The following is a 25,501-nucleotide window of genomic DNA, read 5'->3' as shown; positions in this document are numbered from 1 at the left end:
CCAAGGACCGCCATGACCCTCACCGCGACCAGCGACACCTCCGTCTTCGAGAAGACCGAGTCGGAGGTGCGCATGTACTGCCGCACCTTCCCCGTGGTGTTCCAGCACGCCAAGGGCGCGCTGCTGCACACCGACGACGGCCGGGCCTTCATCGACTTCTTCTGCGGCGCCGGCAGCCTGAACTACGGGCACAACCACGACGCCGTCAAGCGGCGCATCCTCGACTACCTCGCCGAGGACGGCCTCATGCACGGCCTCGACCTGCACACCGTCGCCAAGCGCGACTTCCTCACCCGGTTCACCGAGGTCGTGCTGCGGCCCCGCGGCCTGGACTTCAAGGTGCAGTTCACGGGTCCGACCGGGACCGACGCGGTGGAGGCCGCCCTCAAGCTGGCCCGCCGGGCGACCGGCCGCACCGGTCTGACCGCCTTCACCGGCGCCTACCACGGCATGTCGCGCGGTTCGCTGGAGATCACCGGCAGCCGCCGGGCCCGCCGCGCCGGCGCCGTCACCGGCGGGGACACCACCTTCGTCCCCTTCGAGGACGGACCGCACGGCCCGTTCGACTCGATCGGCCTGCTGGAGCGGCTGTGGGCCGACCCGTCCTCCGGCACCGAACCGCCCGCGGCGGTCGTCGTCGAACCGGTGCAGATGGAGGGCGGTGTCTACCCGGCGAGCCGGGAGTGGCTGCGCCGGCTGCGCGAGGTCACCGAACGGTACGGGGTGCTGCTCGTGCTGGACGAGATCCAGACCGGCTGCGGCCGTACCGGCACGTTCTTCGGTTTCGAGGACGCCGGGATCGTGCCGGACATCGTCACCGTCTCCAAGTCCCTCAGCGGCTACGGGCTGCCGCTGTCGCTGACGCTGTTCCGCCGCGAGCTGGACCTGTGGCAGCCCGGCGAGCACACCGGCACGTTCCGCGGCAACCAGCTCGCCTTCGTCGCGGCCACCGCGGCGTGCGAACTCTGGCAGCGGGACGACTTCCTGACCGGGCTGGAGCGGGGCACGGAACGCCTCACCCGGTTCCGGGCCGAGGCGGCGGCGCTGGACCCCGGCCTGGTGCTGCGCGGCCGGGGCATGGTGCTCGGCATCGACACCTCCCGGGCCGGCGGCGCCGACCGGGCCGAGCGCGTCCAGCGCCACGCCTTCGAGCACGGTCTGATCGTCGAGCGCTGCGGCCGCTACGACGAGGTGCTGAAGGTGATGCCCCCGCTGAGCATCACGCCCGGCCTGCTCGACGAGGGGCTCGGCATCCTGCGCGACGCCCTGAGCGCGAACTGACGGACTGCCACCCGAGGAGGAACGTCCCCCATGGCCCGACCCGACCGCCACCACCTGATCTCCGTCGACGACCTGACCGACCGGGAGCTGCGCTGGCTCGTGCACCGCGGCGCCCAGTACGCCGCCGGTGAGTGCGACGGCGCCCGGCCGCTCGCCGACGCCGTGGTCGGTGTGCTGTTCCGCAAGACGTCCACCCGCACCCGGACCGCGTTCTCGGCCGGCGCGCTCCGGCTCGGCGGCCGGCTGATCACCTACGGTCCCGACGACCTCCAGGAGAACACCGGGGAGAGCGCCGAGGACACCGGCGAGGTGCTCTCCCGCATGCTCGACGTGCTGGTGGCGCGCACCACCGGCAGCACCGAGGAGCTGCGTGCCTACGCCGCCCAGCGGCGGATGGCCGTGGTCAACGCGATGAGCGCCGCCGAGCACCCCACCCAGGCGCTCACCGACCTCACCACGATGCTCGGCCGGTTCGGGCGGATCGAGGGGCTGCGGGTGCTGTACGCCGGCGAGGGCAACAACACCGCATCGGCGCTCGCCCTGGCCCTCAGCCGGTTTCCCGGCACCGAGCTGCATCTGCGCACCCCGGCCGGCTACGGCCTCGACCCGGACTACCTCGACCGGGCCCGGCGCCACGCCAAGGAGTCCGGGGCGCTGGTCGAGGAACGGCACGACATGGCCGGCCTGCCGGAGGCCGACGTCGTCTACACCACGCGCTGGGAGACGACCGGCACGGCCAAGGCCGACCCCGGCTGGCGGCGCGTGTTCGCCCCGTTCCGGGTGGACGCGGCCGTACTGGCGGCCTGTCCCGGCGCCGTCTTCATGCACGACCTGCCCGCGCACCGCGGCGACGAGGTGACCGGCGAGGTGCTGGACGGCCCGGCGAGCATCGCGTTCGACCAGGCCGAGAACAAGTACCACAGCGCCCGCGCCGTTCTGGAGTGGTGCCTCGGCGGCATCCCGGCAGAGCTGGCCTGACGACCGGCCGGCCGCCGGCCCGGCGCACGTTTCCCAGGGAGGTAGCACAGCAATGTCCGACACCATACGCATGCCCGGCGACGGGTGGCGCCTGTGGCCGCAGTTCGCGCTCCGCGGGCCCGGCTTCCCCGCGGCGGGGGTGCTCCGGCTGGCCCCCGAGGGCCTGGCCGCGGCCGCCGACAAGTTCGCCGCCGGGGAGGTGGGGGCGGGGGCGGACTGGGAGGCGTTCGAGGAGGCCTTCTCCGCCGCCGCGGTGCGGACCGCGCGCGAACTCCAGGAGATCGCCGCCTCGGCGCCGTTCCGGGCCGCGGTCGCCTGGCAGAACCGTGCGGTGCTCAGCACCGGCATCAAGCCGTTCCTGGCCTGGACGCCGGCCGCGGGGAGCCGCAGCAGCATGCCCCGTCAGCGCGAGGAGCTGGTCGCGCACTACTGGCAGCGGTTCTGCGTCAAGAACGACACCATCGGCTTCTTCGGACCGGTCGGCTGGGGCAGCTTCGACACCGGCAGGCGCGGTGTCGAGGTGCATCCGGGCACGGGTCTGGTCGCCGAGTCCCGGGTCTACTTCTCCAGTTGGTCGATGGACGCCCTCGCCAAGGCGATCGACCGGGACCCGCGGGTGCGCTGGTGGACCCCGCCGCGCCAGGTCCCGTTCGTCCGGGTGGCCGACGCCGCGGTGCACCTCCCCGGCCGCCGGCCGCAGCCGGTCGCCGAGCCCGCGCTCACCGTGCTGCGGCTGTGCGACGGGCGCCGGACGCCCGCCGAGATCGCCGCGTCGGCCGCCCGGGAGCTGGGCCGGGACCTGCCGGACCAGGAGGTGACCGGGGCCCTGGAGTGGCTGGTGTCCCGGCGTCTGATCGGCTGGAAGCTGGACGTGCCCGCCGGCACCTACCCCGAGCGGGAACTGCGCACCCTGCTGGAGCGCATCGGCGACCCGGCCGTACGGGAGCCCGCCCTGGCCGCGCTGGCGGTGCTGGAAGCCGGCCGCGACCGGGTCGAGCGGGCCGGCACCGACCCCGAGGAGCTGACCGCCGCGCTCGCCGCCCTGGAGAGCGACTTCGCCGGGATCACCGAGGTCGCGGCGGTCCGCGAGAAGGGGGCCCGGACCGCACCCAACCGCGCCCTGGTGTACGCCGACTGCCGCCGCTCAGCGACGGCGACCGTGGGCGCCGCCGTCCTGGAGCAGCTCGCGCCGCTGGAGCTGTGCCTGACCGCCGCCCGCTGGATGACCCGCCGGTACGCGGAGGCCGTCGGCGCCCGCATCCACGAGGCCTACCGCGCGCTGCGGGAGCGGCACGGGCAGGTCGACCTCGGCTCGCTCTGGTTCGCCTGCCTGCCCGCCCCGCACCCGCAGTCCTTCGCCGACGCCGAGCGCGTCCAGGCCGAGCTGCGCGAGCGCTGGGGGCGGATCATCGACGCCCCGGCCGGTGCCCGGCGGGTGTCGCTCTCCAGTGCCGACATCGCCGGCCGGGTGCGCGAGGCGTTTCCCGAGGGCGGGCCCGGCTGGTCGCTCAGCCGGTACGTCAGCCCCGACCTGATGATCGTCGCCGAGGACCTGGACGGCGTCGAGCGCGGCGAGTTCCAGCTCGTCATCGGCGAACTGCACGTCGCGATGAACACCCTCGCCCAGTCGCTCTTCGTCCACCAGCACCCCGACCGCGGGCAGCTCATCGACGAGACCACCCGCGACTTCCCCGGCCCACGGCTGCTCCCCATGCTGCCCAAGGAGCTTCCGCTGAAGTGGTCCGCGCGCAGCCGGCAGTCCCTGGACCGCCCGGAGGACCACTACGTCGCGCTCGCCGACCACAGCGCCGACCCGCACCGCCCGCGTACCGTCCGCTCCGCCGACGTACGGGTGGAGGAGCGCGAGGGCGGGCTGTCGGCGGTGCTGCCCGACGGCTCGGTCTTCGACGTGCTCGACGTGTTCTGCCACGCGCTCACCAACCGCGTGATGGACCGCTTCACCCTGCGCGCGGACGGCGACCACTCGCCCCGGATCACCATCGACTCCACCGTGGTCGCCCGGGAGACGTGGCGGTTCACCGGGTCCGCGCTGGACTTCGCCGACGACAAGAGCGAGGCCCGCCGGTTCGTACGGGCCCGGCACTGGCGCGACACCCACGAACTGCCCCGCTTCGTCTTCGTCGTCTCCCCCACCGAACCACGCCCCTTCTTCGTCGACTTCGACAGCCCCGTCTACGTCAACATCCTCGCCAAAGCCGCCCGCCGGCTCGCCCGCAAAGACCCCGACGCCCGCCTCACCGTCACCGAAATGCTCCCCACCCCCGAACAAGCCTGGCTCACCGACGACCAAGGCCACCGCTACACCTCCGAACTCCGCCTCGTCGCCGTCGACCGGAGCACCGCCCCCGGGGAGCCGGAATGACTGCCCCCGTACGGACGGCCTTCGTCGACGACATCCGCGCGCACGCCGAGCGCGCCCCGCACTCCCCCGCCCTGCTGACCGCCGACGGCCCGACCGGCTACGGCGAACTCGCCGCCCGGATCGACCGGCTCGCCGCACAGCTCGCCGCCCACGGCGTGGGCCCGGAGCGGGTCTGCGCGGTGGCGCTGCCTCCCGGCGTCGACGCCGTGGTGGCGATCGCCGCGGTCGTCCGGGCCGGCGGGGCGTTCCTCGCCCTGGACACCGGCCTGCCCGACCGGCGGCTCGCCGCGCTCGCCGCCGGCGGCGGCGCGGCCCGCCTGCTCACCCGCGCCGACCTCGCCGAGCGCCTCGGGCCGCTGGTGGACGCGCCCGCCGTCCTGCTCGACCGGCTGCCCGCCGCCGGCCCACCGCCGGCCGCCTTCCCCGTCCCCCATCCGCGCCAGCTCGCCTACGTCAGCCACACCTCGGGCTCCACCGGCGCCCCCAACCCCGTCCTGATCGAGCACGGCGGCCTGGACAGGTACCTGCGCGCGATGGTCCGCGACAACGCCCTCGGGCCCGGCACCGTCGCCCTCCAGCTCGCGCCGCCCGGCTACGACGCGTCCATCCGGGACACCTTCGCCCCGCTGGTCGCGGGCGGCTGCGTCGTCCTGGCCGACCGCGCGCGCCTGCTGGGCGCCGAGGCGTTCGCCGCCACGGTCGCCGCGTACGGCGTCGACACCGTCCTGAGCACCACGCCCTCCTTCCTGAGCTTCCTCGCCCAGTCCCCCGGCGCGGCCGGACGGCTGCGCGCCCTGCGCCTGGTCTGCTCCAGCGGCGAGTCGCTGCGTCCCTTCCTCGCCGCCGGCGGCCGCGCCCTGCTCGGCGGCCGGCTGGTCAACCAGTACGGGCCCACCGAGTGCACCATGACCTCCACCCGGTACGACGTGCCGGCCGCCCCGGACACCTCCGCCGACCTGGTCGGCACCGCCATCGACGGCACCGTGGTACGCCTGCTGGACCCGCGGGGGCGGGAAGTCCCGGACGGGTCGGCCGGCGAGGTGCACATCGGCGGCGCGGGCGTGGCGCGCGGTTACGGCGGGCAGCCCGCTCTGACCGCCGACCGGTTCCCGCCCGACCCGTACGGGCCGCCCGGCGCCCGGCTGTACCGGACCGGCGACCTCGCCCGGCGCACCGCCGACGGCACCCTGGAGTACCTCGGCCGCGCCGACCGCCAGATCAAGGTCCGCGGCCACCGGGTGGACCCGGCCGAGATCGAGGGCGCCCTGCTCGCCCACCCCCACGTCACCGGCGCCGTGGTGACCGCCGGGACCGACGACCGGGGCCGGACCTGGCTCGGCGCCCATGTCACCGGCCCGCTGGACGGCACCACCGACGCCGAGCTGCGCGCGCACCTGGCCCGTACCCTGCCGCCGCACATGATGCCCCGGCGGTTCACCCGGCTGGCGCGGCTGCCCGTCACGCACAGCGGCAAGGCCGACCGGCGGGCACTGCGCGCCGCCGCGCCGGAGCCGGTGTCATGACGGCCACCGGCACCCGGGTCGGACCGGCCGCCGTGCCGGCCGCCGCCGACCGCATCGCCCCGCACGTCCGGCACACCCCGCTGCTGCGCCGCGACCTGCTGCCCGGACTGCTGGTCAAGGCCGAACACCTCCAGCACAGCGGGTCGTTCAAGCTGCGCGGCGCGGCCAACGCGATGCTCGCGCTCGGCGCCGGGGAGGTGGTCGCCGGCTCGTCCGGCAACCACGGCATCGCGGTGGCCACGCTCGGCCGCACCCTCGGCGTCCGGGTCACCGTGGTGATGGCGGCCGGCGCGGCCGAGGCCAAGGAACGGGTCATCCGGGCGCTCGGCGGCCGGGTCGTCCGGGTGCCCGGCGGGGTCACCGAACGCGACCGGTACGCCAAGGACCTGGCCGCCCGCACCGGGGCCGCGCTGGTGCCCTCCTCCGACCACGAACTCGTGGTGGCCGGGCAGGGCACCGTCGCTCTGGAGGTGCTCCGGGACGCGCCCGACCTCGACGCGATCTTCGTACCGGTGGGCGGCGGCGGCCTGCTGGCCGGCGTCTGCCTCGCCGCCGCCCATCTGCGCAGCACGGTCCGGATCGTCGGCGTGGAACCCGACCGGGCCCGGCGCTACGCCCGCTCGGTCGCCGCCGGCCGCCCGGTCGAACTGCCGCCCTGCGACTCGGTGGCGGACGGGCTGCGCGGCCAGCGGCCCGGCGAGGTGATCCTGCCGATCGTCCGGCACCGGGTCGACGAACTGATCGGGGTCGGCGACCGGGCCGTGCTCCGCGCGATGGACCTGCTGCACCGGGCCGGCATCCCGGCCGAGCCGAGCGGCGCCGCCGCCCTGGCCGGCGCCCTCCGGCTGGGACTTCCCGGCCGCAGCGCCGTCGTCGTCTCCGGCGGCAACGGCGCCGCGGCCCTGGCCGCCGCGCGGTCCGCGTCCGCCGGCACCGGCCGCTGACCGGCGGCCGGGCCGTCCACGGCCCGCGCCGCCCCGTACGCCTTGTGCGCCCGTATCCCCACCACTCACCGAAGGACAGGTCATGACCATCGACACCGCCGGACTCACCGGGCTGATCACCGGCTACTACCGCGAGACGCTCGGCGACGACACCCTCGACGCCACGAGCGACTTCTTCGAGGCGGGCGGCGACTCGCTCGCCGCCTTCCAGATCGTCGACCGGCTCCAGGAACTGCTCGACGCCGAGATCGCCGTCGCCCTGGTCTTCACCTACCCGTCCCCGGCCGAGCTGGCGGAGGTCGTCGTCGACGACCTGTCCCTCGCCGCCGCGTCGGCTTAGGGGGCACCGGGATGCAGGAGGGATCCGTCTCTCTGAGCGGCCGCTGGCGGCTGTGGGACCAGGTCGCGGTGCGCGGCACGGGGTTCCCGGCGGACGGGGTGCTCCGGCTGGCTCCGGCGGGCCTGGCCGCGGCCGCGGACAAGTTCGGGCCCGGGGACGCCCTGTCCGGCGCGGCCTGGCAGGACTTCGAGGCAGAGTTCACCGGGGCCGCCGTGCGGGCGGCGCAGAGCGCGCAGGAGATCGCCGCCTCCGGACGGTTCCGGGCGGCGGTCGCCTGGCAGAACCGGGGGGTGCTCGACTCGGCGATCCGGCCGTTCCTCAACTGGTCGCCGGCGACCGGGGGCCGGACCTTCAAGCAGCGCCAGCGCGAGGAGCTGGTCGCGCACTACTGGCAGCGGTTCTGCGTCAAGAACGACACCATCGGCTTCTTCGGACCGGTCGGCTGGGGCGTCTTCGACACCGGCCGGCCCGGCGTGTCCGTCGAGCCGGGCACCGGGCTGACCGCGTCCTCGGAGGTCTTCTGGTCCAGCTGGTCGGTCGACGCCCTGGCCCGGGAGATCGACGCCGACCCGGAGTCGCACGCCTGGGCGGCGCCCCGCCGGGTGCCGTTCGTACGGCTGGAGGAGGACGCCGTACGGCTGCCCGCCAGGCCCCCGCAGCCGGTGCCGCCGCAGACGCTGCGGCTGCTGCGCCTGTGCGACGGCACCCGTTCCGTGCCGGACCTCCAGCGGGAAGCCGGACCGGACACGGACGTGCCGGCCCTGCTCGGCGAACTGGTCCGGCGGCGCTGGATCACCTGGCGGCTCGACGTGCCCGCCGGCATCCGGCCCGACCGCGGGCTGCGCGCCTGTCTGGAGCGGATCGGCGAGCCGGGGCCGCGCGCCGCGGCCCTCGCCCGGCTGGACGCGCTGCACGGCGCGGTGGAGGCCGTCCGAGCGGCGGGCGAGGACCCGGAGCGGCTGGTCGCGGCCCTCACCCTCGTCGAGGAGACGTTCCAGCGGGTGACCGACGCGGCCGCCAAACGGGAGAAGAGCGCCACCACGGCGCCCGGCCGCGCCGTGGTGTACTCGGACAGCCGCCGTGCCGCCCGGGTGACGCTCGGCGACCCCGTGCTGGCCGCGCTCGCCCCGCTGGACCTGCTGATGTCCGGGACCGCCTGGCTCACCTCGGCCCTGGCCGCCCGCGTGACCGAGCGCGTCACCGAGGTCTACGAGCGGCTGCGCGCCGGCACCGGGACCGGCCGGCCGGTGGACCTCGCCGCCTTCTGGTTCGCCTGCATGCCGGTCCTGCACGGGGCCGCGGTCGCCGACGCCGTCGGCCTCCAGGCGGAGTTCGAGCGCCGCTGGCAGCGGATCCTCCCGGCGTCGCAGGGGGTGCGGCGGGTCACGGTGGCCGGCGCGGACATCGCCGGCCGGGTGGCGGAGGTCTTCGGGCCGGCCGCCGCACCGGGCTGGACCGCGGCCCGGTACGTCAGCCCGGACGTGATGATCGCCGCGGCGGACGCCGCCGACGTCGAGCGCGGCGAGTTCCACCTCGTCCTCGGCGAACTGCACCTGGCCGCCAACACGCTCGGCAACGAACTCTTCGTCAACCAGCACCCCGATCCCGGCCGGCTCTTCGAGCGGACCGACCGGGACCACCCGGCGCCACGGCTCATGCCGCTGCTGCCGAAGGAGCACAAGTCCCGTCTCTCCGCCCGGATCCGGCACGCGCTGGTCCGGCCGCAGGACTACCAGGTCGCCCTGCTCGACAACACGGCCGACCCGCACCGCGACCGGACGGTGCCGAGCGCCGACGCGGTGGTGGAGCGCCGGGACGGCCGGCTCTGCGTGGTGCTGCCCGACGGGGCGGTGTTCCCGGCCGTCGAGGTCTTCGCGCACGTGCTGACCACGCTGGTGACGGACCGGTTCCGGCTGCTGCCGGAAGCCGACCACTCGCCCCGCATCACGATCGACCGGATGACGGTGGCCCGGGAGACGTGGCGGTTCACCGGGTCCGCGCTGGACTTCGCCGACGACAAGAGCGAGGCCCGCCGGTTCGTACGGGCCCGGCACTGGCGCGACACCCACGAACTGCCCCGCTTCGTCTTCGTCGTCTCCCCCACCGAACCACGCCCCTTCTTCGTCGACTTCGACAGCCCCGTCTACGTCAACATCCTCGCCAAAGCCGCCCGCCGGCTCGCCCGCAAGGACCCCGACGCCCGCCTCACCGTCACCGAAATGCTCCCCACCCCCGAACAAGCCTGGCTCACCGACGACCAAGGCCACCGCTACAGCTCGGAGATCCGCCTCGTCGCCGTCACCGACTGACCCCTTCCGGCCCGGACCCGCGCTCGCGGGCCAGGGCCACCCCGCGCCACCGCACCGGGCCGGGCTCCCGAGGGAGCCCGGCCCGGCCGCGTGCGGTGCGGTGCTGTTCGCGGTGCCGACTGGTTCCTACTCCTCGGGCTCCCAGGCGATCAGCTGCTCGAACACCTGCGGGTCGCCCTCGATCTTCAGGTCGCTCAGCGTGAGGCGGCCCCAGACGAAGAGGAGCAGTTGCTCGGCCGTGCCCGTGGCCGAAGCGGTGGCGGGCGGGGCGTCGTCGGTGAGGGGTGCGGGCCAGGCGCCGGTGCCGTCCAGCGCGAGGAGCCAGGAGCGGCCCTCGGTGGCGTGGTAGTGGAGGGTGGCGGGCTCGTGCGGCCAGGGCGCCGGGGTGGAGTTGCAGGTGTCGAGGAACTCGGCCACGCCGTCGAGCGCGAGGTCCGCCGGCATCGGCCGCACGGTGCCTGCGGCGAGCTGGGCGTCGTAGGTGTGCACCAGCACCTCGTGCACCCGGCGCCGGGCGACGCCCCAGGCGTTCGCCGGCGACACGCCGGCGCTCCACCACGTCCAGCACGCGCGTTCCGGACCCGCCTCGCGCAGCGCGCTCAGCAGCAGCTCGTTGGACTCGGCGTACCAGGCCAGCAGCGCCTGAAGTCCGCGCGGCACCTCCGCGGCGTCCTTGGCCGGCGGAGCCTCGGCCGGGCCCGCGGCGACGATCGCGGCCCACCAGCGCTGGCCCGTGCCCAGGTGCCGCACCAGATCGGACACCGTCCACTCGGGGCAGGAGGGCACCGGCGCGTCCGGGCCGGGCGCGGCGGCGACCGCAGTCCGGAACGCGGCCGACCGCTCGTCGATCAGTTGCAGCAGGGCGGAAAACCCCAGGCTCTCTGTCACCTCGCCTGCCTATCACCCCGGCTCGGCCGACCGCACCCTATTAACCAGGCCGTCGGCTGCGGGAGTCGGATCACTTGATGGAAAGCCGGAAGGGCGGGGGCGCTTCGCGCGTCCCCGCCCTTCCTGGCCGTCCCGGGTGCCGGTGTCAGCCGGCGTCCTCGCTGCTCGCGTCGGCGAGGATGCCGGTGAGGGCCTCGGCGAGCCGGGCGAGGTGCGGCGGCTTCATCACACCGAAGTGGTCGCCGGGGATCCGGTGCAGCGTCACGTCCCCGGTCAGCTCGCGCCAGCGGGCGAGGTAGTCGGCGAAGGACTGCCCGGAGGCCACCTCGTGCTCGCCGTCCGCGAGTTCGTCACTGGCGATCAGGTGCAGCCGGCCCGGGTAGGGGCGGTGCCGGTAGGACAGGCACATCTCCATGACCTCCCGCCACATCTTCGCGGAGGGCAGCCAGACGTCGCCGGCGCCGTGCTCCGGCAGCGTGATCCCCACCTCCGGGTCGACGTCGTCCACGAGGTGTTCGAGGAGCGCCAGGGCCTCCGCCCGCAGCACCGAGGTGTCCTGCCCGGGCGGCGCGGCGGCCAGCTCGGTCAGTTTCGCCACGCAGCTCTCGATCAGCCAGTACTCCCGCCACAACTGGAGCCGCTCGTGGTTGTCCAGCCCCGGGTCGAGCAGGACGAAGGTGACGTCCTCGCCCTCGGCGGTGAGCCGGTGCGCCAGCTCGCTCGCGATGCCGCTGCCGCCGCACCAGCCGAACAGCCGGTACGGGCCGTGCGGTGCCGCCGCCCGCAGTTCGGCCAGATAGCGCTCCGCCATCTGCTCCGTGGAGGGGACGGGACCGTCCTCCGCCTGGAGGCCGGGCCAGGCGAAGGCCGCGACCGGCTGGTCGGGGTGGAGGTAGGGCACCAGCGGGCGGTACCAGTGGGCGCTGCCGCCGCCGGGGTGCACGCAGAACAGCGGCGGCCGGGTGCCCTCGCGCCGCAGCCAGACCAGTGCCCTGGCCGCCGTCGTGCCCGCCTCGGCGGCCGCGGCGAGCCCGGCCACGGTGGGGTGCTCCAGGAACGAGCGGACGGTCAGCTCGATGCCGTGCCGCTCGCGCAGCAGGGCGGCGATGCGCAGGACGGCCAGCGAGTGCCCGCCGAGGGCGTGGAAGTCGTCGTCGACGCCGACCCGCTCCACGCCGAGCACCTCGGCCCACACCTCGGCCACGGCCCGCTCGGCGGGCGTGCGCGGGGCGGTGAAGGCGGACGTCACGGCGGGCCCGGCGGGCTCGGGCAGCGCGGCCCGGTCGATCTTGCCGTGGGCGGTGAGCGGGAGGGCGGGCAGCTCCACCCACGCCCCGGGCACCAGGTAGTCGGGCACCCGGCGCCGCAGCCGCTCGCGCAGCGCCGTGACGTCCAGCGGACCGTGTCCGGGTTCGAGGACGACGTAGCCGGTCAGCCGCTTGTGGCCGTCCGGTCCGGGGTGCACGGCGGCGGCGGCCGCCCGGACCGACGGCAGGCCGCCGAGCGCGGCCTCCACCTCGGCCAGTTCGATCCGGTGACCGCGGATCTTCACCTGGCCGTCGCGCCGGCCCATGAAGTGCAGCGTGCCGTCGGCGTCGCGGCGGGTGATGTCCCCGGTGCGGTACAGGCGGGCGCCGGGGACGGTTCCGGAGGGGTCCGGCACGAAGCGGTCCGCGGTCAGATCGGGGCGGCCGAGGTAGCCGCGGGCGAGCCCGGGGCCGCCGACGAGGAGTTCGCCGGGCACCGCGCACGGCACCGGGTCGAGGTCGTCGTCGACGACGAGCACCCGGGTGTCGGTGATCGGCGTGCCGATCGGCACGCCGCGATCGGCGTCGGCCTCGGTCACCCCGCGCAGCGCGGTGCTGAAGGTGGTGCACTCCGTGGGGCCGTAGCCGTTGGTCAGCGCCACGCCGTGGGCCAGCGCGGTGCGGACGTGCGCGGGCGAGAGCGCGTCGCCGCCGGCGAGCACCTGCCGTACGCCGGCCAGGCAGTCCGGGCGGGTCTCGACCATGTGCTGGAACAGGCCGGCGGTGAGCCAGAGCACCGTCACGCCGTGCCGGCGTACCACCTCGGCCAGTTCGTCGGCGGTGGTCGCGCCGGGCGGGCAGACGGCGAGCCGGGCGCCGTTGGCCAGCGCTCCCCACACCTCCAGGGTGGAGGCGTCGAAGGCGAGCGGGGCGTGCAGCAGCAGCACCTGGTCCGGGCCGAGGTCGGCGTAGTTCGCGTCGTGCACCAGCCGGACGATCGCCCGGTGCGTGATCTGTACGCCCTTGGGCCGGCCGGTGGAGCCGGAGGTGTAGGTGACGTAGGCCAGGTTGTCGGGGCCGGTGCCCGCCTCGACGGGTGTCTCGGGCATCCCGTCCAGGACGGCCCACCCGGCGTCCAGGGCGACGCCGCGGACGCCGGGGAACGCGGCCAGGCGGGTGGTGTCCCGCGGGTGGCACAGGACCACGTCGGCCCGGACGTCGTCCAGGACGTAGCCGATGCGCGCGTCCGGGTAGGCGGGGTCGAGCGGCACGTAGTACCCGCCGGCCTTGAGGACGGCGAGCATGGCCAGCACCGCTTCGATGCCGCGGTCCAGGCAGAGCGCGACCGGTTTCTCCGGGCCGACGCCGAGCCCGCGCAGCAGGTGGGCCAACTGGTTGGAGCGGGCGTCGAGTTCCCGGTAGGTCACGCGGCGCCGCCCGTCGTCCAGCGCGGTCGCGCCGGGGCGGGCGCGGGCGGCGAGCAGTTCGGGCACGCAGACCTCGGGCAGCGGCCGGGTGCCGGCCGGTGTCCCGTCCGTCTGTTCCAGGCCGGGCGCGCGGAAGGCGCGCGGGTCGGCGTCGGCGTCGTCGGCCATCGCGGTGAGGACGCCCAGGAAGGCTTCGCCGATCGCCGCCAGCCGCTCCCGGCCGGCCCAGCCGGGCCGGCAGGTCATCCGCAGTTCGCCGGGGAAGGTCCACACGTCGAGGGTGAACTCGTTCGGGCTGTGGTCGTCAACCGTGCCGATGTCGGCGCGCTGCCCGTCCAGGACGTGGAAGTCCAGGTAGGCGAAGACCACCTCGACGAGGGGTGCGCCGCCGCCCCACGCGCGCTGCATGGCGGGCAGCGGGTAGCGCCGGTGCGGCCACAGGGCCAGTTCCTCCGCGAACACCGACCGCACCAGCTCGCGCCAGCTCGGTGCCCGCAGGTCGACGGCGAACGGGACCGTGTTGAGGTACATGCCGCGTACCCGGTCGCCGCCCGGCAGTTCGGGGCGGCCGTTGGTGACGGCGCCGGCGAGGAACCGGTGCTGGCCGCTGATCAGGCCGAGCACCTTGAGGTGGGCGGTGTACAGGACGCTCTTGAGCGAGGTCTGGGTGTCGGCGGCCAGCCGGCGCAGCCGGGGTTCCAGGTCCGCCCAGGGCAGCCGTACCTCGGGGGCGGGCAGGTCCGCCTCGGCGGGGGCGCTGTCGGCGGGCAGCCGGAGCCGGTCGTGGCCGGTGATCCGTCCTTCCCAGAACTCCCGGTCCGCCGCGGAGCCCAGGGCCTGCTTCTCCAGCCGGACGAAGTCGGCGTAGCGGACCCGGGGCGGCGCGGCGGGCGGGGCCGGGGTGCCCCGGGACAGGTCGCGGTAGGCAGCGCGCAGCTCGCCGATGACCGAGTGGTGGCTCCAGCCGTCCAGGATGGCGTGGCACTCGACGTGGGTCAGCAGCCATTCCCGGTCGCCGACCAGGTGGGCGTGGTAGCGCAGCAGCGGAGCGCGGCCGATGTCGAACGGGGTGCGCTGGGCCGCGGCGCGGAACTCCCTTACCCGCTCCCGCTGTTCGGCGGCGGGCAGGCCGCGCAGGTCGGTGACGCCGACGTCCGCCTCCAGGTGGTCCGCGGCGTGCACGAGCTGGAGCGGTTCGGAGTACCCGGACAGGTCGAAGGAGGTGCGCAGGATCTCGTGCCGTTCGATCAGCAGCCGGACCGCGCCGGTGAACGCCTCGGCGGAGAACGGGCCGTCGTCCACGATCTGGAAGGTGCTGACGTTCTGGTAGGTGTTGCGCGCGGGGTCGGCGAGCATCTCGTAGACCATGCCCACCTGGACCTGGCCCATGGGGTAGGCGTCGACCAGTCCTTCGGGGAGCCGGTCCCGGTCGTCCGGGGCCAGCAGTGCGAAGGGGCGGGTCAGGGCGGTCTCCTGCGGCTCGGCCGCGGGCCGGGCGGCCGCCACCGGGGCCAGCTCGGCGACGGTCTGCCGGGCGAAGACGTCCTGCACGGAGAGGGCCAGTCCCTGGTCGCGCAGGGTGCCGACGGCCCGGATGGCGCGCATGGAGTCCCCGCCGAGCTGGAAGAAGCCGTCGTGCACCCCGACCTTGTCGACGCCGAGGGCCGTGGCGAAGGCGTCCGCGAGGGTCTGCTCGATCGGGGTGCGCGGGGCGGTGAACGTGCCGGTCAGGCCGGAGCGGGCCCGGTCGGGCGCGGGCAGTGCCTTGCGGTCGGTCTTGCCGCTGGGTGTCAGGGGCAGCGCCTGGAGCAGGGTCCAGTGCACGGGCCGCATGTGTTCCGGCAGCCGTGCGCGCAGGTGCTCGCGGGCCGCTTCGACGTCGGCCGAGGGCGGCACGAGGTAGCCCACGAGCTGTGCGTCGTGGACGGCGACGGCCGCGGCGGCGACGCCGGGGGCCTGGGCCAGCACCGCCTCGATCTCGCCGAGTTCGACCCGCTGGCCGCGGATCTTCACCTGGTGGTCGAGCCGGCCGAGGTACTCGATGGCGCCGTCCGCGCGGTAGCGGGCCAGGTCGCCGGTGCGGTAGAGCCGTCCGCCGGGCTCGGTGGCGAAGGGGTCGGGCACGAAGCGGTCGGCGGTGAGCCCGGGGCGGTTGAGGTAGCCACGGGCGAGCTGGACGCCGCCGAGCAGGAGTTCGCCGGGCACGCCGATCGGGACCGGCCGCCGGGCGGCGTCCAGGATGTAGGTGCGGGTGTTGGCGACCGGGCGGCCGATGGTGACGGGCAGGCCCGGCTCGCACCGGACGGCGGTGACGTCGACCGCGGCCTCGGTCGGCCCGTACAGGTTGTGCAGCTCGCAGCCGATCCGCTCGTGCACGGCGGTGACCAGGTCGGCGGGCAGTGCCTCGCCGCTGCACATCATGCGGCGCAGCGAGGGCAGGCGCGGCAGCGGTTCGGCGAGGAAGGCGCGCAGCATCGACGGTACGAAGTGGACGGTGGTGATCGCCTCGGTGCCGATCAGCGCGGCCAGGTAGGCGGGGTCGCGGTGGCCGCCGGGGCGGGCGAGCACCAGGGTGGCACCGGTGATCAGCGGCCAGAAGAACTCCCACACCGAGACGTCGAAGCTGTACGGCGTCTTCTGCAGCACCCGGTCGTCGGCGGTGAGTCCGTATGTCTCCTGCATCCAGTGCAGCCGGTTGACGATCGCCCGGTGCTCGATCAGCACGCCCTTGGGGCGGCCGGTGGAGCCCGAGGTGTAGATCAGGTACGCCGGGTGTTCCGGGGCCGCCGCCACGGCCGGGGCGTGGTCCGGGGTGCCGGGGAGGTCGCCGGTGATGTCGACCAGGTGCGGCGCGCGGCCGCGCACCAGGGGGGCGAGTGCGGGGTCGGTGATCACGGCGCGGGCGCCGGAGTCCCCCAGCATGAAGGCGAGCCGTTCGGCCGGATAGTCCGGGTCGAGCGGCAGATAGGCGCCGCCGGCCTTGAGCACCGCGAGCAGCGCCACCACGAGGTCGGGGCCCCGGTGCAGGCAGACGCCGACCACGGATTCGGGTCCGACGCCGAGGGTGCGCAGGTGGCGGGCGAGCCGGCCGGCCCGGTCGGCCAGCTCCCGGTAGTCGAGGCCGGCGCCCTCGAAGCGCACCGCCTCGGCGTCGGGGGTGCGGGCGGCCTGGGCCTCGAACAGGGACGGGAGGGTGCCGGCCGGGTAGCTCCGGCCGGTGGCGTTCCAGTCGTGGAGCTGGCGGTCGCGCTCCGCGGCGGGCAGGATCTCCAGCTCGTCCACCGGGGTGCCGGGCGAGGCGACCGCGCTGTCCAGCAGGCGGGCGAACTGCGCGGCGAACCGCTCGGCCGTCGCCTGGTCGAACAGGGCCGAGGCGTAGTTGACGCCGCCGGACAGCGAGCCGTCCGGCCGCTCGGCGAGGCCCACGGTGAGGTCGAACTTGGCGGTGCTCTCACCGACCGGCAGCCGTTCGACCGTCAGGGCGCCCATCGCGGCCGGCGCCGGCGTGCCGGCCGCGTCCTGCCACAGCAGCATGGAGGAGAACAGCGGCGTGCGGGACGGGTCCCGCTCCGGTGCCAGCTCCTCGACCAGCCGCTCGAAGGGCAGTTCCTGGTGGGCGTAGGCGTCGAGTGCGCTCTCGCGGACCTGCCGCAGCAGGTCCGCGAACGACGGCGTCCCGGACAGGTCGACCCGTACCACCAGCGTGTTGAGGAAGAGACCGACCAGGTCCTGGAGCTGCGCGCGGTCCCGCCCGGCGACCGGGAAGCCCACGGCGACGTCGCGCTGCCCGCTCCAGCGGCCGAGCAGGACGGCGTGCGCGGCGAGCAGGGCCATGAACGGGGTGGCGCCGTGCTCCCGGGCGAGCGCGGTGAGCCGCCGGGCGGTGCCGGCCGGCACGGTGAGCGGCGCCAGCCCGCCCGCCGTGTCGCGTACGGCGGGACGGGGCCGGTCGGTGGGCAGTTCCAGGGGCGGCAGCCCGGCCAGCCGCTCGCGCCCGTGGTCGAGCGGGCGGCGCAGGGCCGCGCCGGAGAGCCGTTCGCGCTGCCACAGGGCGAAGTCGGCGTACTGGACGGGCGGTTCGGGCGAGCGGTCGGGCCGGCCGGCGACCGCGTCCGCGTAGCGTTCGGTGAGTTCGCGGACCAGGATGTCCTCGGACCGGCCGTCGCAGGCGATGTGATGGACGGTCAGCAGGAGGGCGTGCTCCTCGGGTGCCAGCCGGGCCAGCACGGCGGAGAACACCGGTCCGTCGGCGAGGTCGACCGGCCGGCGCGCGCCGGTGGCCAGGGCGGCGATCCGGGCGTCCGCGGCCGCCCGGTCAAGCGCGCCGAGGTCCTCCTCGGCCAGGGGGACGCTGCCGGGCGCGTCGACGACCTGTACGGGCTCGCCGTCGACCACCGGGTAGCGGGTCCGCAGCACCTCGTGCCGGCGCGGGAGCGCGTCCAGCGCGGTGCGCAGCGCGGCCCGGTCGAGGGGGCCGCGCAGCCGCAGCGCCACGGTCATCAGGTATTCGGTGCCGCCGGGCCGGAGCCGGTCGAGGATCCACAGGCGGCGCTGGGCGAAGGAGAGCGGGAGCGGGCCGCCGCGCGGCGCCCGGGCGATGCCGTCCTGCGGGGCGGGGGCCGCCCGGCCGGCGAGGCGCCGGCGCAGCAGTTCCTGCCTCAGCCGCTCGCGGTCTTTGGTGTCGGTCATCGGAGGCCTTCCTCGGCGAGCAGGCCCGCCACCTCGTGGTCGGTGAGCGCGGCGATGTCGGCCTCCACGGCCTCGGACACCGCCGCGGAGAGCCGGGCCACGGTGGTGGCCTCGAACAGCAGGCGCAGCGGCAGCTCGACGGCGAACGTCTCACGGAGCCGGGCCAGCACCCGGGTGGCCAGCAGCGAGTGCCCGCCCAGGGCGAAGAAGTCGTCGTGGACGCCGATCCGCGCCACGTCCAGGACCTCGGACCAGATCGCGGCGACGGCCTCCTCGGCGGGGTCGCGCGGGGCGAGGTGCTCGCGGGCGCCGCCGGCCAGGGCGGCCGAGGCGTCCGGCAGGGCCTTGCGGTCGATCTTCTTGCTGGCCGTCAGCGGGAACGCGTCGAGCGGCACCCACGCCGAGGGGATCATGTACTCGGGCAGCAGCGCGCCCAGGTGTCCGCGCAGCTCGGCCACGTCGGGCAGCGGGCTGCCGGGACGCGCCACCAGGTAGGCGACGAGCCGCCGTTCGCCCGGGGCCGTCTGCGGGGCGGTGACCACCGCCTCCTGGAGGGCGGGGTGCCGGGCGAGCGCCGCCTCGATCTCGCCGAGTTCGATGCGCAGGCCGCGGACCTTGACCTGGTGGTCGATCCGGCCGAGGAACTCGATGGTGCCGTCCGGCCGGTGGCGGGTCAGGTCGCCGGTGCGGTAGAGGCGCCGGCCGGGCTCGGTGGCGAAGGGGTCGGGCACGAACCGGTCCGCGGTGAGGTCCGGCCGCCGGTGGTAGCCGCGGGCCAGCCGGACGCCGCCGAGGTACAGCTCGCCGGGCACGCCGACCGGGACGGGCCGCAGGTCCGCGTCCAGGATGTAAGCGCGGGTGCCGGGCACGGGCCGGCCGAGCGGCAGGGCGCCGGCCGCGTCCTGGGCCTCGGGCGCCTGCGGGACGGGGTGCAGCAGGCAGGTGACGGTGGCCTCGGTCGGGCCGTAGTTGCACAGGAAGCGGGCGGGCAGGCCGGTCTGCGCCCAGCGCCGCGCGTCCAGGCCGGTGACCACGTCGCTGCCGACGTTCATCAGCTTCAGCGAGCCCAGCAGGGGCAGGTCGGGCGACTCCAGGACGGCCCGGTAGTAGGACGGGGTGATCTCCAGGACGGTGACGCCGTGCTCGGCGAGCCGGGCGGGCAGTTCGGCCGGGGTCCAGAACACCGGGTCGGCGACCACGACGGTGGCGCCGGCCACCAGGGTCGCCGCGATCTGGTCCATCGCCACGTCGAAGGTGAGCGCGGACAGCAGCGCCACCCGTTCGCCGGGGGCGATGCCGTACGCGTCGGCGATCACCCGGCAGTGGTGGGCGTAGCTGCGGTGCTCGATCATCACGCCCTTGGGACGGCCGGTGGAGCCGGAGGTGTAGATGACGTAGGCGAGGTTCTCCGGCCGGACCGGGGCGGGCACCGGGTCCGCGGGGGCGGTGCCGGGTGCGTCCTGGGCGTAGACGTCGGCGTCGGAGTCGGCGTCGGCCAGAACCACCCGGTGTGCGCCGGTCAGCCGGCCGGCGAACGCGCGGGTGGTGACCACGAGTTCCGGGCCGGCGTCGGCGAGCATGAGGTCCAGCCGCTCGGCGGGGTGCCGCGGGTCGAACGGCACGTACACGCCGCCGGCCTTGAGTACGGCGAGCAGCACCACCACCGCTTCGACGCCGCGTTCCAGGCAGGAGCCGACGACGGTCTCGGCGGTGACGCCGAGGGAGCGCAGCCGGGCGGCGAACCGGTCGGCGCGCGCGTCGAGTTCGGCGTAGCTGAGCCGCTGGTCGCCGAAGACGACGGCGAGGGCGTCGGGGGTCCGGCGGACCTGCCGGGCGAAGAGTTCCGGTACGCACATCCCGTGTTCGGCGGCCGGGTCGAGCAGGGCGGCCCGGTCGGCCTCCGGTTCGGCCCAGGCGGTGAGGGCACGGTGCCGCTCGTCCTCGGTGAGCATGCCGAGGTCGTCGATCCGCGTGCCGGGGCCGGCCGTGACGCTGCCGACGAGGGTCAGGTAGTGGCCCGCCAGCCGCTCGACGGTCTCCCGGTCGAAGAGCGCGGTCGCGTACTCGAACCAGCAGTACATGCGCCCGCCGCGTTCCTTGACGGTCACGGTGAGGTCGAACTTGGCGGTCTCCAGTCCGGCGCGGACCGGCTCCACGGCGACCGTGCCGAGCCGGTCGGGGACGCCCGCCAGGTGCTGGTGTTCGAACATGATCTGGAACAGCGGGTTGCGGGACAGGTCCCGTTCCGGGCGCAGCGCGTCGACGAGGTGCTCGAACGGCAGGTCCTGGTGGGCGAAGGCGTCGAGCACCGTGCCGCGTACCTGCTCCAGCAGCTCGGTGAAGGCCGGGTTGCCGCCGAGGTCGCTGCGGATCACCAGGTTGTTGGTGAAGAACCCGACCAGGTCCTCCGTCTCCTGGCGGGTCCGCCCGGCGACCGGGGTGCCCACCGCGAGGTCGTCGCGGCCGGTCCAGCGCCGCAGCAGCACCTGGAACGCGGCGAGCATCACCATGAACGGGGTCGCGCCGTGCCGGCCGGCCAGTTCGGCGACGGCCCGGGCGGTCTCCGGGGCCACCTCGACGACGACGTTGCCGCCCCGGGCGTCGCGGACCGCCGAGCGGACCCGGTCGGCGGGCAGTTCGACGGGGGTGAGGCCGTCGAGGCGGTCGCGCCAGTAGGCAAGCTGGCCGTCCAGCCGGCCGGCCCGCTGCTGCTCCCGCTGCCAGACCGCGAAGTCCGCGTAGTGGACCGGCTGCGGGGCGTGCGGCGACGGCTCGCCCGCGGTGCAGGCCCGGTAGGCGGTGTCCAGGTCGCGCAGGTAGACGTGGGTCGACCAGGCGTCGAAGGCGATGTGGTGCAGGGTCAGGACGAGGAGGTGGTCCTCGGGGGCGGTGCGGATCAGGGTGGCCCGCAGCGGGTGGCCGTGCGCGAGGTCGAAGGGCCGGCGGGCCAGCTCGTCGACCAGGTCCCGGGCCCGGGTCCCGGGGTCGGGTGCGTCCGTCAGGTCGGTGAGGGTGAAGTCGACCGGCCCGGCGGGGTCGACGAGCTGGACGGGCTCGCCGCCCTCGGACCGGTATCTGGTCCGCAGGATCTCGTGCCGTTCGGACAGCGCGTCCAGCGCGTGGCGCAGCGCCACGGTGTCGAGCGGTCCGGTCAGCCGCAGCGCCAGCGGGACGACGTACTCGTGGCTGCCGGGCTCCAGTTGGTCGAGGAACCACATCCGCTGCTGGCCGAACGAGAGGGGCAGCGGGCGGTCCCGGCCGGCCGGCCGGACGGCGTCCGGGTCGGAGTCCGGGGCGGCGCCGGCCTCGGTGATCCGGGCGGCCAGCGCGGCGACCGTCCGCGCCTGGAACAGCTCGCCCACGGTCAGTTCGGCGCCGAAGGCGCGGCGCAGCCGCAGCACCAGCTTGATCGCGAGCAGGGAGTGGCCGCCGAGCAGGAAGAAGTCGTCTGCGGCGCCGACCCGTTCGACGCCGAGGACCTCGGCCATCAGACCGGCGACGGTGTGCTCGGCGGCGGTGCGCGGGGCCTGCCAGGCCGCGGCGGCGGGCCCGTCGGGTGCGGCGGGGGGCGGCAGCCGGCGGCGGTCCGCCTTGCCGTTCGGGGTGAGCGGCAGCTCGGCGAGCGGGACGTAGGCGGCGGGCAGCATCGCCTCGGGCAGCGCGGCGGCCAGGTGGGCGCGCAGCGCCTCCGGGTCGATCCGCTCCCCCGCGACGGGCACCGCGTACGCGGTCAGCCGCGCGTCGCCGGCGTCGGACCGGTGGACGGCCACCACGGCGGCGGCCACCGACGGGTGGGCGGCCAGCAGCACCTCGATCTCGCCGGGCTCGATGCGCACGCCGCCGATCTTGACCTGGTCGTCGACGCGTCCGACGTACTCCAGCGCGCCGTCCGCGCGGCGCCGTACCAGGTCGCCGGTGCGGTACCGGCGCGCGCCGGGCACGGTCGCGTCCGGGTCGGGGACGAACCGGTCGGCGGTGAGGTCGCCGCGGCCCGCGTACCCGCGGGCGAGCCCGAGGCCGCCGACGTGCAGTTCGCCGGTCACCCCGACGGGCACCTGCCGGCCCTCGTCGTCCACCACGTAGGTGCGCACGTTGGGCAGCGGCAGGCCGATCGGCACCAGGTCGCCGGGCTCGTCCGGGTCGAACGGCCAGGCGGTGGAGTCCACGGCGCACTCGGTGGGGCCGTAGGTGTTGACCACCTCGGCGCCGAGCGTGCGGCGCAGCCGGGCGGCCAGGCCGGCGGGCAGCGGCTCGCCCGCCGAGCAGACCAGGCGCAGCGCGGCGCAGCCGGCCAGGTCCGGTTCGTCCAGCAGCAGGCGCAGCATGGAGGGCACGCCCTGGAGCACGGTGACGCGGTGGTCGGCCATGGCCCGGACGATCACCCGCGGGTCGCGGTGGGCGTCGCGCGGGCCCGTCACCACCGCGGCGCCGCACACCAGCGGGGAGAGGAACTCCCACAGGGCGGCGTCGAAACCGATGGTGGTCTTCTGCAGCACCCGGTCGCCGGGGCCCAGGCCGAAGCGCTCGACCGTCCAGAGCACGCGGTTGCGGATCGCGGCTTCCGGTACGACGACCCCCTTGGGCCGGCCCGTGGAACCGGAGGTGTACATCACGTACGCGGCCTCCGTGCCGGTCACGCCCGCCGGTTCCAGGGGCGGCGCCTCGGCTTCCCCGGCGGGCCGGGCGGCGTCGAGCACCAGGGTGTTCGGATGGTCCGGGAGCCGTCCGCGCAGCGCCTCCTCGGTGACCAGGAGGGTGACGCGGGCGTCGGCTGCCAGGTGGGCCAGCCGGTCCGCCGGGTGTTCGGGGGCCAGCGGCACGTACACCCCGCCCGCGGTGAGCACGGCGAGGAGGGTGGCGACCAGGTCGGTGCCGCGGTGCAGCGCGACGCCCACCGCGCTCTCCGGGCCGACGCCGCGCGAGCGCAGCAGTCCGGCCAGCCGCCGGACCCGGCCGGCGAGGTCGGCGTAGCCGGTCTCCTGCCCGCCGGACACCACGGCCACCGCGTCCGGGGTGGCCAGGGCCTGGGCGAAGAACAGTTCGGCGAGCGATTGCCGGGGGCGTTCGGTCTCGGTGCGGTTCCAGCGCCGGAAGGCCGCCAGTTCCGTGTCGGGGACGGTCTCCAGCGCGTGGGCGGCGGTGTCCGGGCGCTCGGCGATGTCCGTGAGCAGCCGCAGCAGGCTCGCCGCCATCCGCTCGATCCGCGCGCGGTCGAACAGCGCGGTGGGGTAGATCAGCCGGGCCGCCAGCGAGCCGTCGGCGAGTTCGGACAGGTGCAGCGACAGGTCGAAGGCCGCGTGTTCGGTGGCCGTCTCGACCTTCGCGACGTCGAGTCCGGGCAGTCGCAGCGGGCGGCGCTCGGCGTTGTGCAGGGCGAAGCCGACCTGGAAGACCGGGTTGCGGGACGGGTCGCGCTCGGGCGCGAGGTCGGCCACCACCGAGCCGAACGGCACGTCCTGGTGCTCGTAGGCGTCCACGGTGGTCTCCCGGACCCGGGCCAGCAGGCCGGGGAACGAGGGCCGGCCGGACAGGTCGGTCCGCAGGACCACGGTGTTGAGGAACAGGCCGATGAGCGGTTCCAGTTCGGCCTCGGTGCGGTCCGAGACCGACACGCCGACCGCCACGTCGGTCCGGCCGGACCAGCGGGCGAGCAGGAGCTGGAACGCGGCCAGGTGCACCATGAACGGGGTGGCGCCCGCGTCCCGGCCGAGCGCGGCCAGCCGCCGGGCCAGCGGCGCGGGCACCGTGAAGGCGACGCTGTCGCCGGCCGGGTCCCAGTGCGCCGGGCGGCGGCGGTCGGCGGGCAGTTCCAGCGGCTCCAGGCCCGCCAGCCGCTCCCGCCAGTAGCCGCGCCGCCGTTCGGCCCGCTCGGGGGCGGCGGCCCGGGTGTCGCGCTGCCACTGGGCGAAGTCCGCGTACTGCACGGGCACCGGTTCCAGCGGCGAGGGCCGGCCGGCGGCGAACGCGGTGCACAGTTCGTGCAGTTCCCGGGCGAGGACGCCCCAGGACCACCCGTCGAAGGCGATGTGGTGGACGGTCACCAGCAGGGCGGCGTCCTCCTCGGCGAACCGGACCAGGGTGAGCCGCCAGGGTGCGTGCTCGCGCAGGTCGACCGGCGTGCGCAGCTCGGCGGCGTGCAGCTCGCGCAGCCGCGCCTCACGGTCCGCGGGCGCCGTGCCGGTCAGGTCCACCCGCACCAGGGGTACGGGGCCGGGCTCGTCCACGAACTGGACCCCGGCGCCGTCGGCGGTGCCGTAGCGGGTGCGCAGCACCTCGTGCCGCGCCGCGATCTCGGTGAACGCCGCCTCCAGCAGCCGCGGGTCGAGCGGGCCGCGGATGCGGAACACCTCGCACATCAGGTACTCGGTGGCGGCGCCGGAGCGCAACTGGTCCAGGAACCACAGCTGTTCCTGGGCGAAGGAGAGCGGGTGGCCGCTGTCACCGGCGGGCATCGGGCACCTCCGCGGACGAGTCGGAACGTACGGCCGCCGAGTAGGTCTCGGCCATCGCCACGGCGATCCGGCGCGGCCCGGTGAAGGGCTCGCGGGCGTGCGCCGCCAGCATGTTGTCGACGATCAGCACGTCGTCCCGCTGCCAGTCGAAGCGCCGCTGCTCGGCGCGGTAGCAGGACCGCAGGTGCGCGACGACCTCGTCCGGGATCGGCCGGCCGTCGCCGTAGTAGGTGTTGGTCGGCAGCCGCGCGTCGTCGTACATCTCCCGCAGCGCGCCGCACACCTCCTCGGCCAGCGTGGTCACGTGGAAGAAGGTGAGGTGGTTGAACCAGACCGTCTCCCCGGTCACCGGGTGGCGGTGCACCGCCCGGCGGCGCGCACGGGTCCGCAGGCCGTCCGCGGTCCACTCGGTCTCGACGCCGTTGCGGGCGCAGTACGCCTCCACCTGGCCGCGGTCGGCGGTGTTGAAGGCCTGCTGCCACGGCACGCCGAAGCCGTCGGAGAAGTTGCGCACCACCATCCAGCCCCGGGCGGCGAACTCCTCCCGGACGGCCGGGTCGATCGCCTGGTACACGCGCCGGGTGTCGGCGAGCGGGGTGGCGCCCAGGGTGTCCGGTGGCCGCACGCAGTGGAAGAACAGGTTCAGCGGCCAGTCCGCCTGGTACGAGTTCTCGTTGTGGAGGAAGATCTCCTCGTCCGGCGGATAGTCGGTCGAGGTGTACACCTGGCCCTTGATCGTGCTGCGCGGCGAGGACCGCTCCGCGTAGGGCAGCGGCGCGCCGGACACCGCCCGCACCGCGGCCTCGAAGCCGTCCACGCCGCCGACGTCGAACCCGCGCAGCAGCACCGCGCCGTGTTCGAGCAGCCGGGCGCGGACGAGCGGCCGGGCGGCCGAGAGGTACTCGGACAGGGGCGTACCGGGGGACTCGGCCGGCACCGTCAGGGGCAGGGCGGGGTGCGCGTCGCGCTCCCGGGCGCGGTCGGCCGGCGCGGGCCGGAGGGAGGGGGTCGCAGTCATGCGCCTCAGCGTCGCCGCCGGG

Annotated in this window: 11 protein-coding genes; 7 read left to right on the top strand and 4 right to left on the bottom strand. The window is 75.5% G+C overall.

Annotated elements, in window-relative coordinates; translation table 11 throughout:
* Nucleotides 1-12: 12 nt before the first annotated feature.
* From ACZ4SV_RS14660 to ACZ4SV_RS14630, 7 genes are all read left to right on the top strand, one after another.
* Nucleotides 13-1,281: a diaminobutyrate--2-oxoglutarate transaminase gene (locus ACZ4SV_RS14660; protein ID WP_468004401.1), complete on the top strand. Its 1,269-nt coding sequence runs from the start codon at nt 13-15 to the stop codon at nt 1,279-1,281.
* A 30-nt stretch (nt 1,282-1,311) separates the two neighbouring features.
* The gene (locus tag ACZ4SV_RS14655) at nt 1,312-2,259 is read left to right on the top strand and encodes an ornithine carbamoyltransferase (protein ID WP_398214060.1); all 948 of its coding nucleotides are present in this window, start codon (nt 1,312-1,314) and stop codon (nt 2,257-2,259) included.
* 52 nt (nt 2,260-2,311) lie between these two features.
* Nucleotides 2,312-4,642: a lantibiotic dehydratase gene (locus tag ACZ4SV_RS14650; protein WP_468004399.1), complete on the top strand. Its 2,331-nt coding sequence runs from the start codon at nt 2,312-2,314 to the stop codon at nt 4,640-4,642.
* Nucleotides 4,639-6,165 carry an amino acid adenylation domain-containing protein gene (locus tag ACZ4SV_RS14645; protein ID WP_468004397.1) on the top strand — a complete coding sequence of 509 codons (1,527 nt, stop codon included), beginning with the start codon at nt 4,639-4,641 and terminating at the stop codon, nt 6,163-6,165. Before ACZ4SV_RS14650 ends, ACZ4SV_RS14645 begins: the two co-directional genes overlap by 4 nt.
* Entirely contained in the window at nt 6,162-7,109 is a 948-nt protein-coding gene (locus ACZ4SV_RS14640; protein WP_468004395.1) for a threonine ammonia-lyase, read from the top strand. Before ACZ4SV_RS14645 ends, ACZ4SV_RS14640 begins: the two co-directional genes overlap by 4 nt.
* 82 nt (nt 7,110-7,191) lie before the next feature.
* Nucleotides 7,192-7,449, top strand: coding sequence for an acyl carrier protein (locus ACZ4SV_RS14635; protein ID WP_365876121.1), 258 nt, complete (start codon nt 7,192-7,194; stop codon nt 7,447-7,449).
* Between the two features lie 11 nt (nt 7,450-7,460).
* Nucleotides 7,461-9,758, top strand: coding sequence for a lantibiotic dehydratase (locus tag ACZ4SV_RS14630; protein ID WP_468004393.1), 2,298 nt, complete (start codon nt 7,461-7,463; stop codon nt 9,756-9,758).
* Nucleotides 9,759-9,884: 126 nt separating this feature from the next.
* Here ACZ4SV_RS14630 and ACZ4SV_RS14625 read toward each other — a convergent pair whose 3' ends face one another.
* The 4 genes from ACZ4SV_RS14625 to ACZ4SV_RS14610 form a co-directional block, all read right to left on the bottom strand.
* On the bottom strand, nt 9,885-10,646 hold the full coding sequence (locus ACZ4SV_RS14625) for a maleylpyruvate isomerase family mycothiol-dependent enzyme (RefSeq protein ID WP_468004391.1): 762 nt from the start codon (nt 10,644-10,646) through the stop codon (nt 9,885-9,887).
* Between the two features lie 145 nt (nt 10,647-10,791).
* Entirely contained in the window at nt 10,792-18,009 is a 7,218-nt protein-coding gene (locus tag ACZ4SV_RS14620; protein WP_468004389.1) for an amino acid adenylation domain-containing protein, read from the bottom strand.
* A complete protein-coding gene (locus ACZ4SV_RS14615; RefSeq protein ID WP_468004387.1) occupies nt 18,006-24,461 on the bottom strand; it encodes an amino acid adenylation domain-containing protein in 6,456 nt (2,151 codons plus the stop codon). The genes ACZ4SV_RS14620 and ACZ4SV_RS14615 overlap by 4 nt, the downstream gene beginning before the upstream one ends.
* Nucleotides 24,448-25,479 (bottom strand): TauD/TfdA family dioxygenase, encoded by a 1,032-nt coding sequence (locus ACZ4SV_RS14610; protein WP_468004385.1) that lies wholly within the window; start codon nt 25,477-25,479, stop codon nt 24,448-24,450. The genes ACZ4SV_RS14615 and ACZ4SV_RS14610 overlap by 14 nt, the downstream gene beginning before the upstream one ends.
* Nucleotides 25,480-25,501: the final 22 nt, after the last annotated feature.

The sequence above is a fragment of the Streptomyces sp. NPDC027672 genome (assembly GCF_055566335.1).
This window is presented reverse-complemented; position numbering and strand designations above follow the sequence as displayed.

What these genes read in the sequence shown, in the direction of transcription:
- ACZ4SV_RS14660 (WP_468004401.1), top strand. Translation starts at nt 13, where the DNA reads ATGACCCTCACCGCGACCAGCGACACCTCCGTCTTCGAGAAGACCGAG.
- ACZ4SV_RS14655 (WP_398214060.1), top strand. Translation starts at nt 1,312, where the DNA reads ATGGCCCGACCCGACCGCCACCACCTGATCTCCGTCGACGACCTGACC.
- ACZ4SV_RS14650 (WP_468004399.1), top strand. Translation starts at nt 2,312, where the DNA reads ATGTCCGACACCATACGCATGCCCGGCGACGGGTGGCGCCTGTGGCCG.
- ACZ4SV_RS14645 (WP_468004397.1), top strand. Translation starts at nt 4,639, where the DNA reads ATGACTGCCCCCGTACGGACGGCCTTCGTCGACGACATCCGCGCGCAC.
- ACZ4SV_RS14640 (WP_468004395.1), top strand. Translation starts at nt 6,162, where the DNA reads ATGACGGCCACCGGCACCCGGGTCGGACCGGCCGCCGTGCCGGCCGCC.
- ACZ4SV_RS14635 (WP_365876121.1), top strand. Translation starts at nt 7,192, where the DNA reads ATGACCATCGACACCGCCGGACTCACCGGGCTGATCACCGGCTACTAC.
- ACZ4SV_RS14630 (WP_468004393.1), top strand. Translation starts at nt 7,461, where the DNA reads ATGCAGGAGGGATCCGTCTCTCTGAGCGGCCGCTGGCGGCTGTGGGAC.
- ACZ4SV_RS14620 (WP_468004389.1), bottom strand. Translation starts at nt 18,009, where the DNA reads ATGACCGACACCAAAGACCGCGAGCGGCTGAGGCAGGAACTGCTGCGC.
- ACZ4SV_RS14615 (WP_468004387.1), bottom strand. Translation starts at nt 24,461, where the DNA reads ATGCCCGCCGGTGACAGCGGCCACCCGCTCTCCTTCGCCCAGGAACAG.
- ACZ4SV_RS14610 (WP_468004385.1), bottom strand. Translation starts at nt 25,479, where the DNA reads ATGACTGCGACCCCCTCCCTCCGGCCCGCGCCGGCCGACCGCGCCCGG.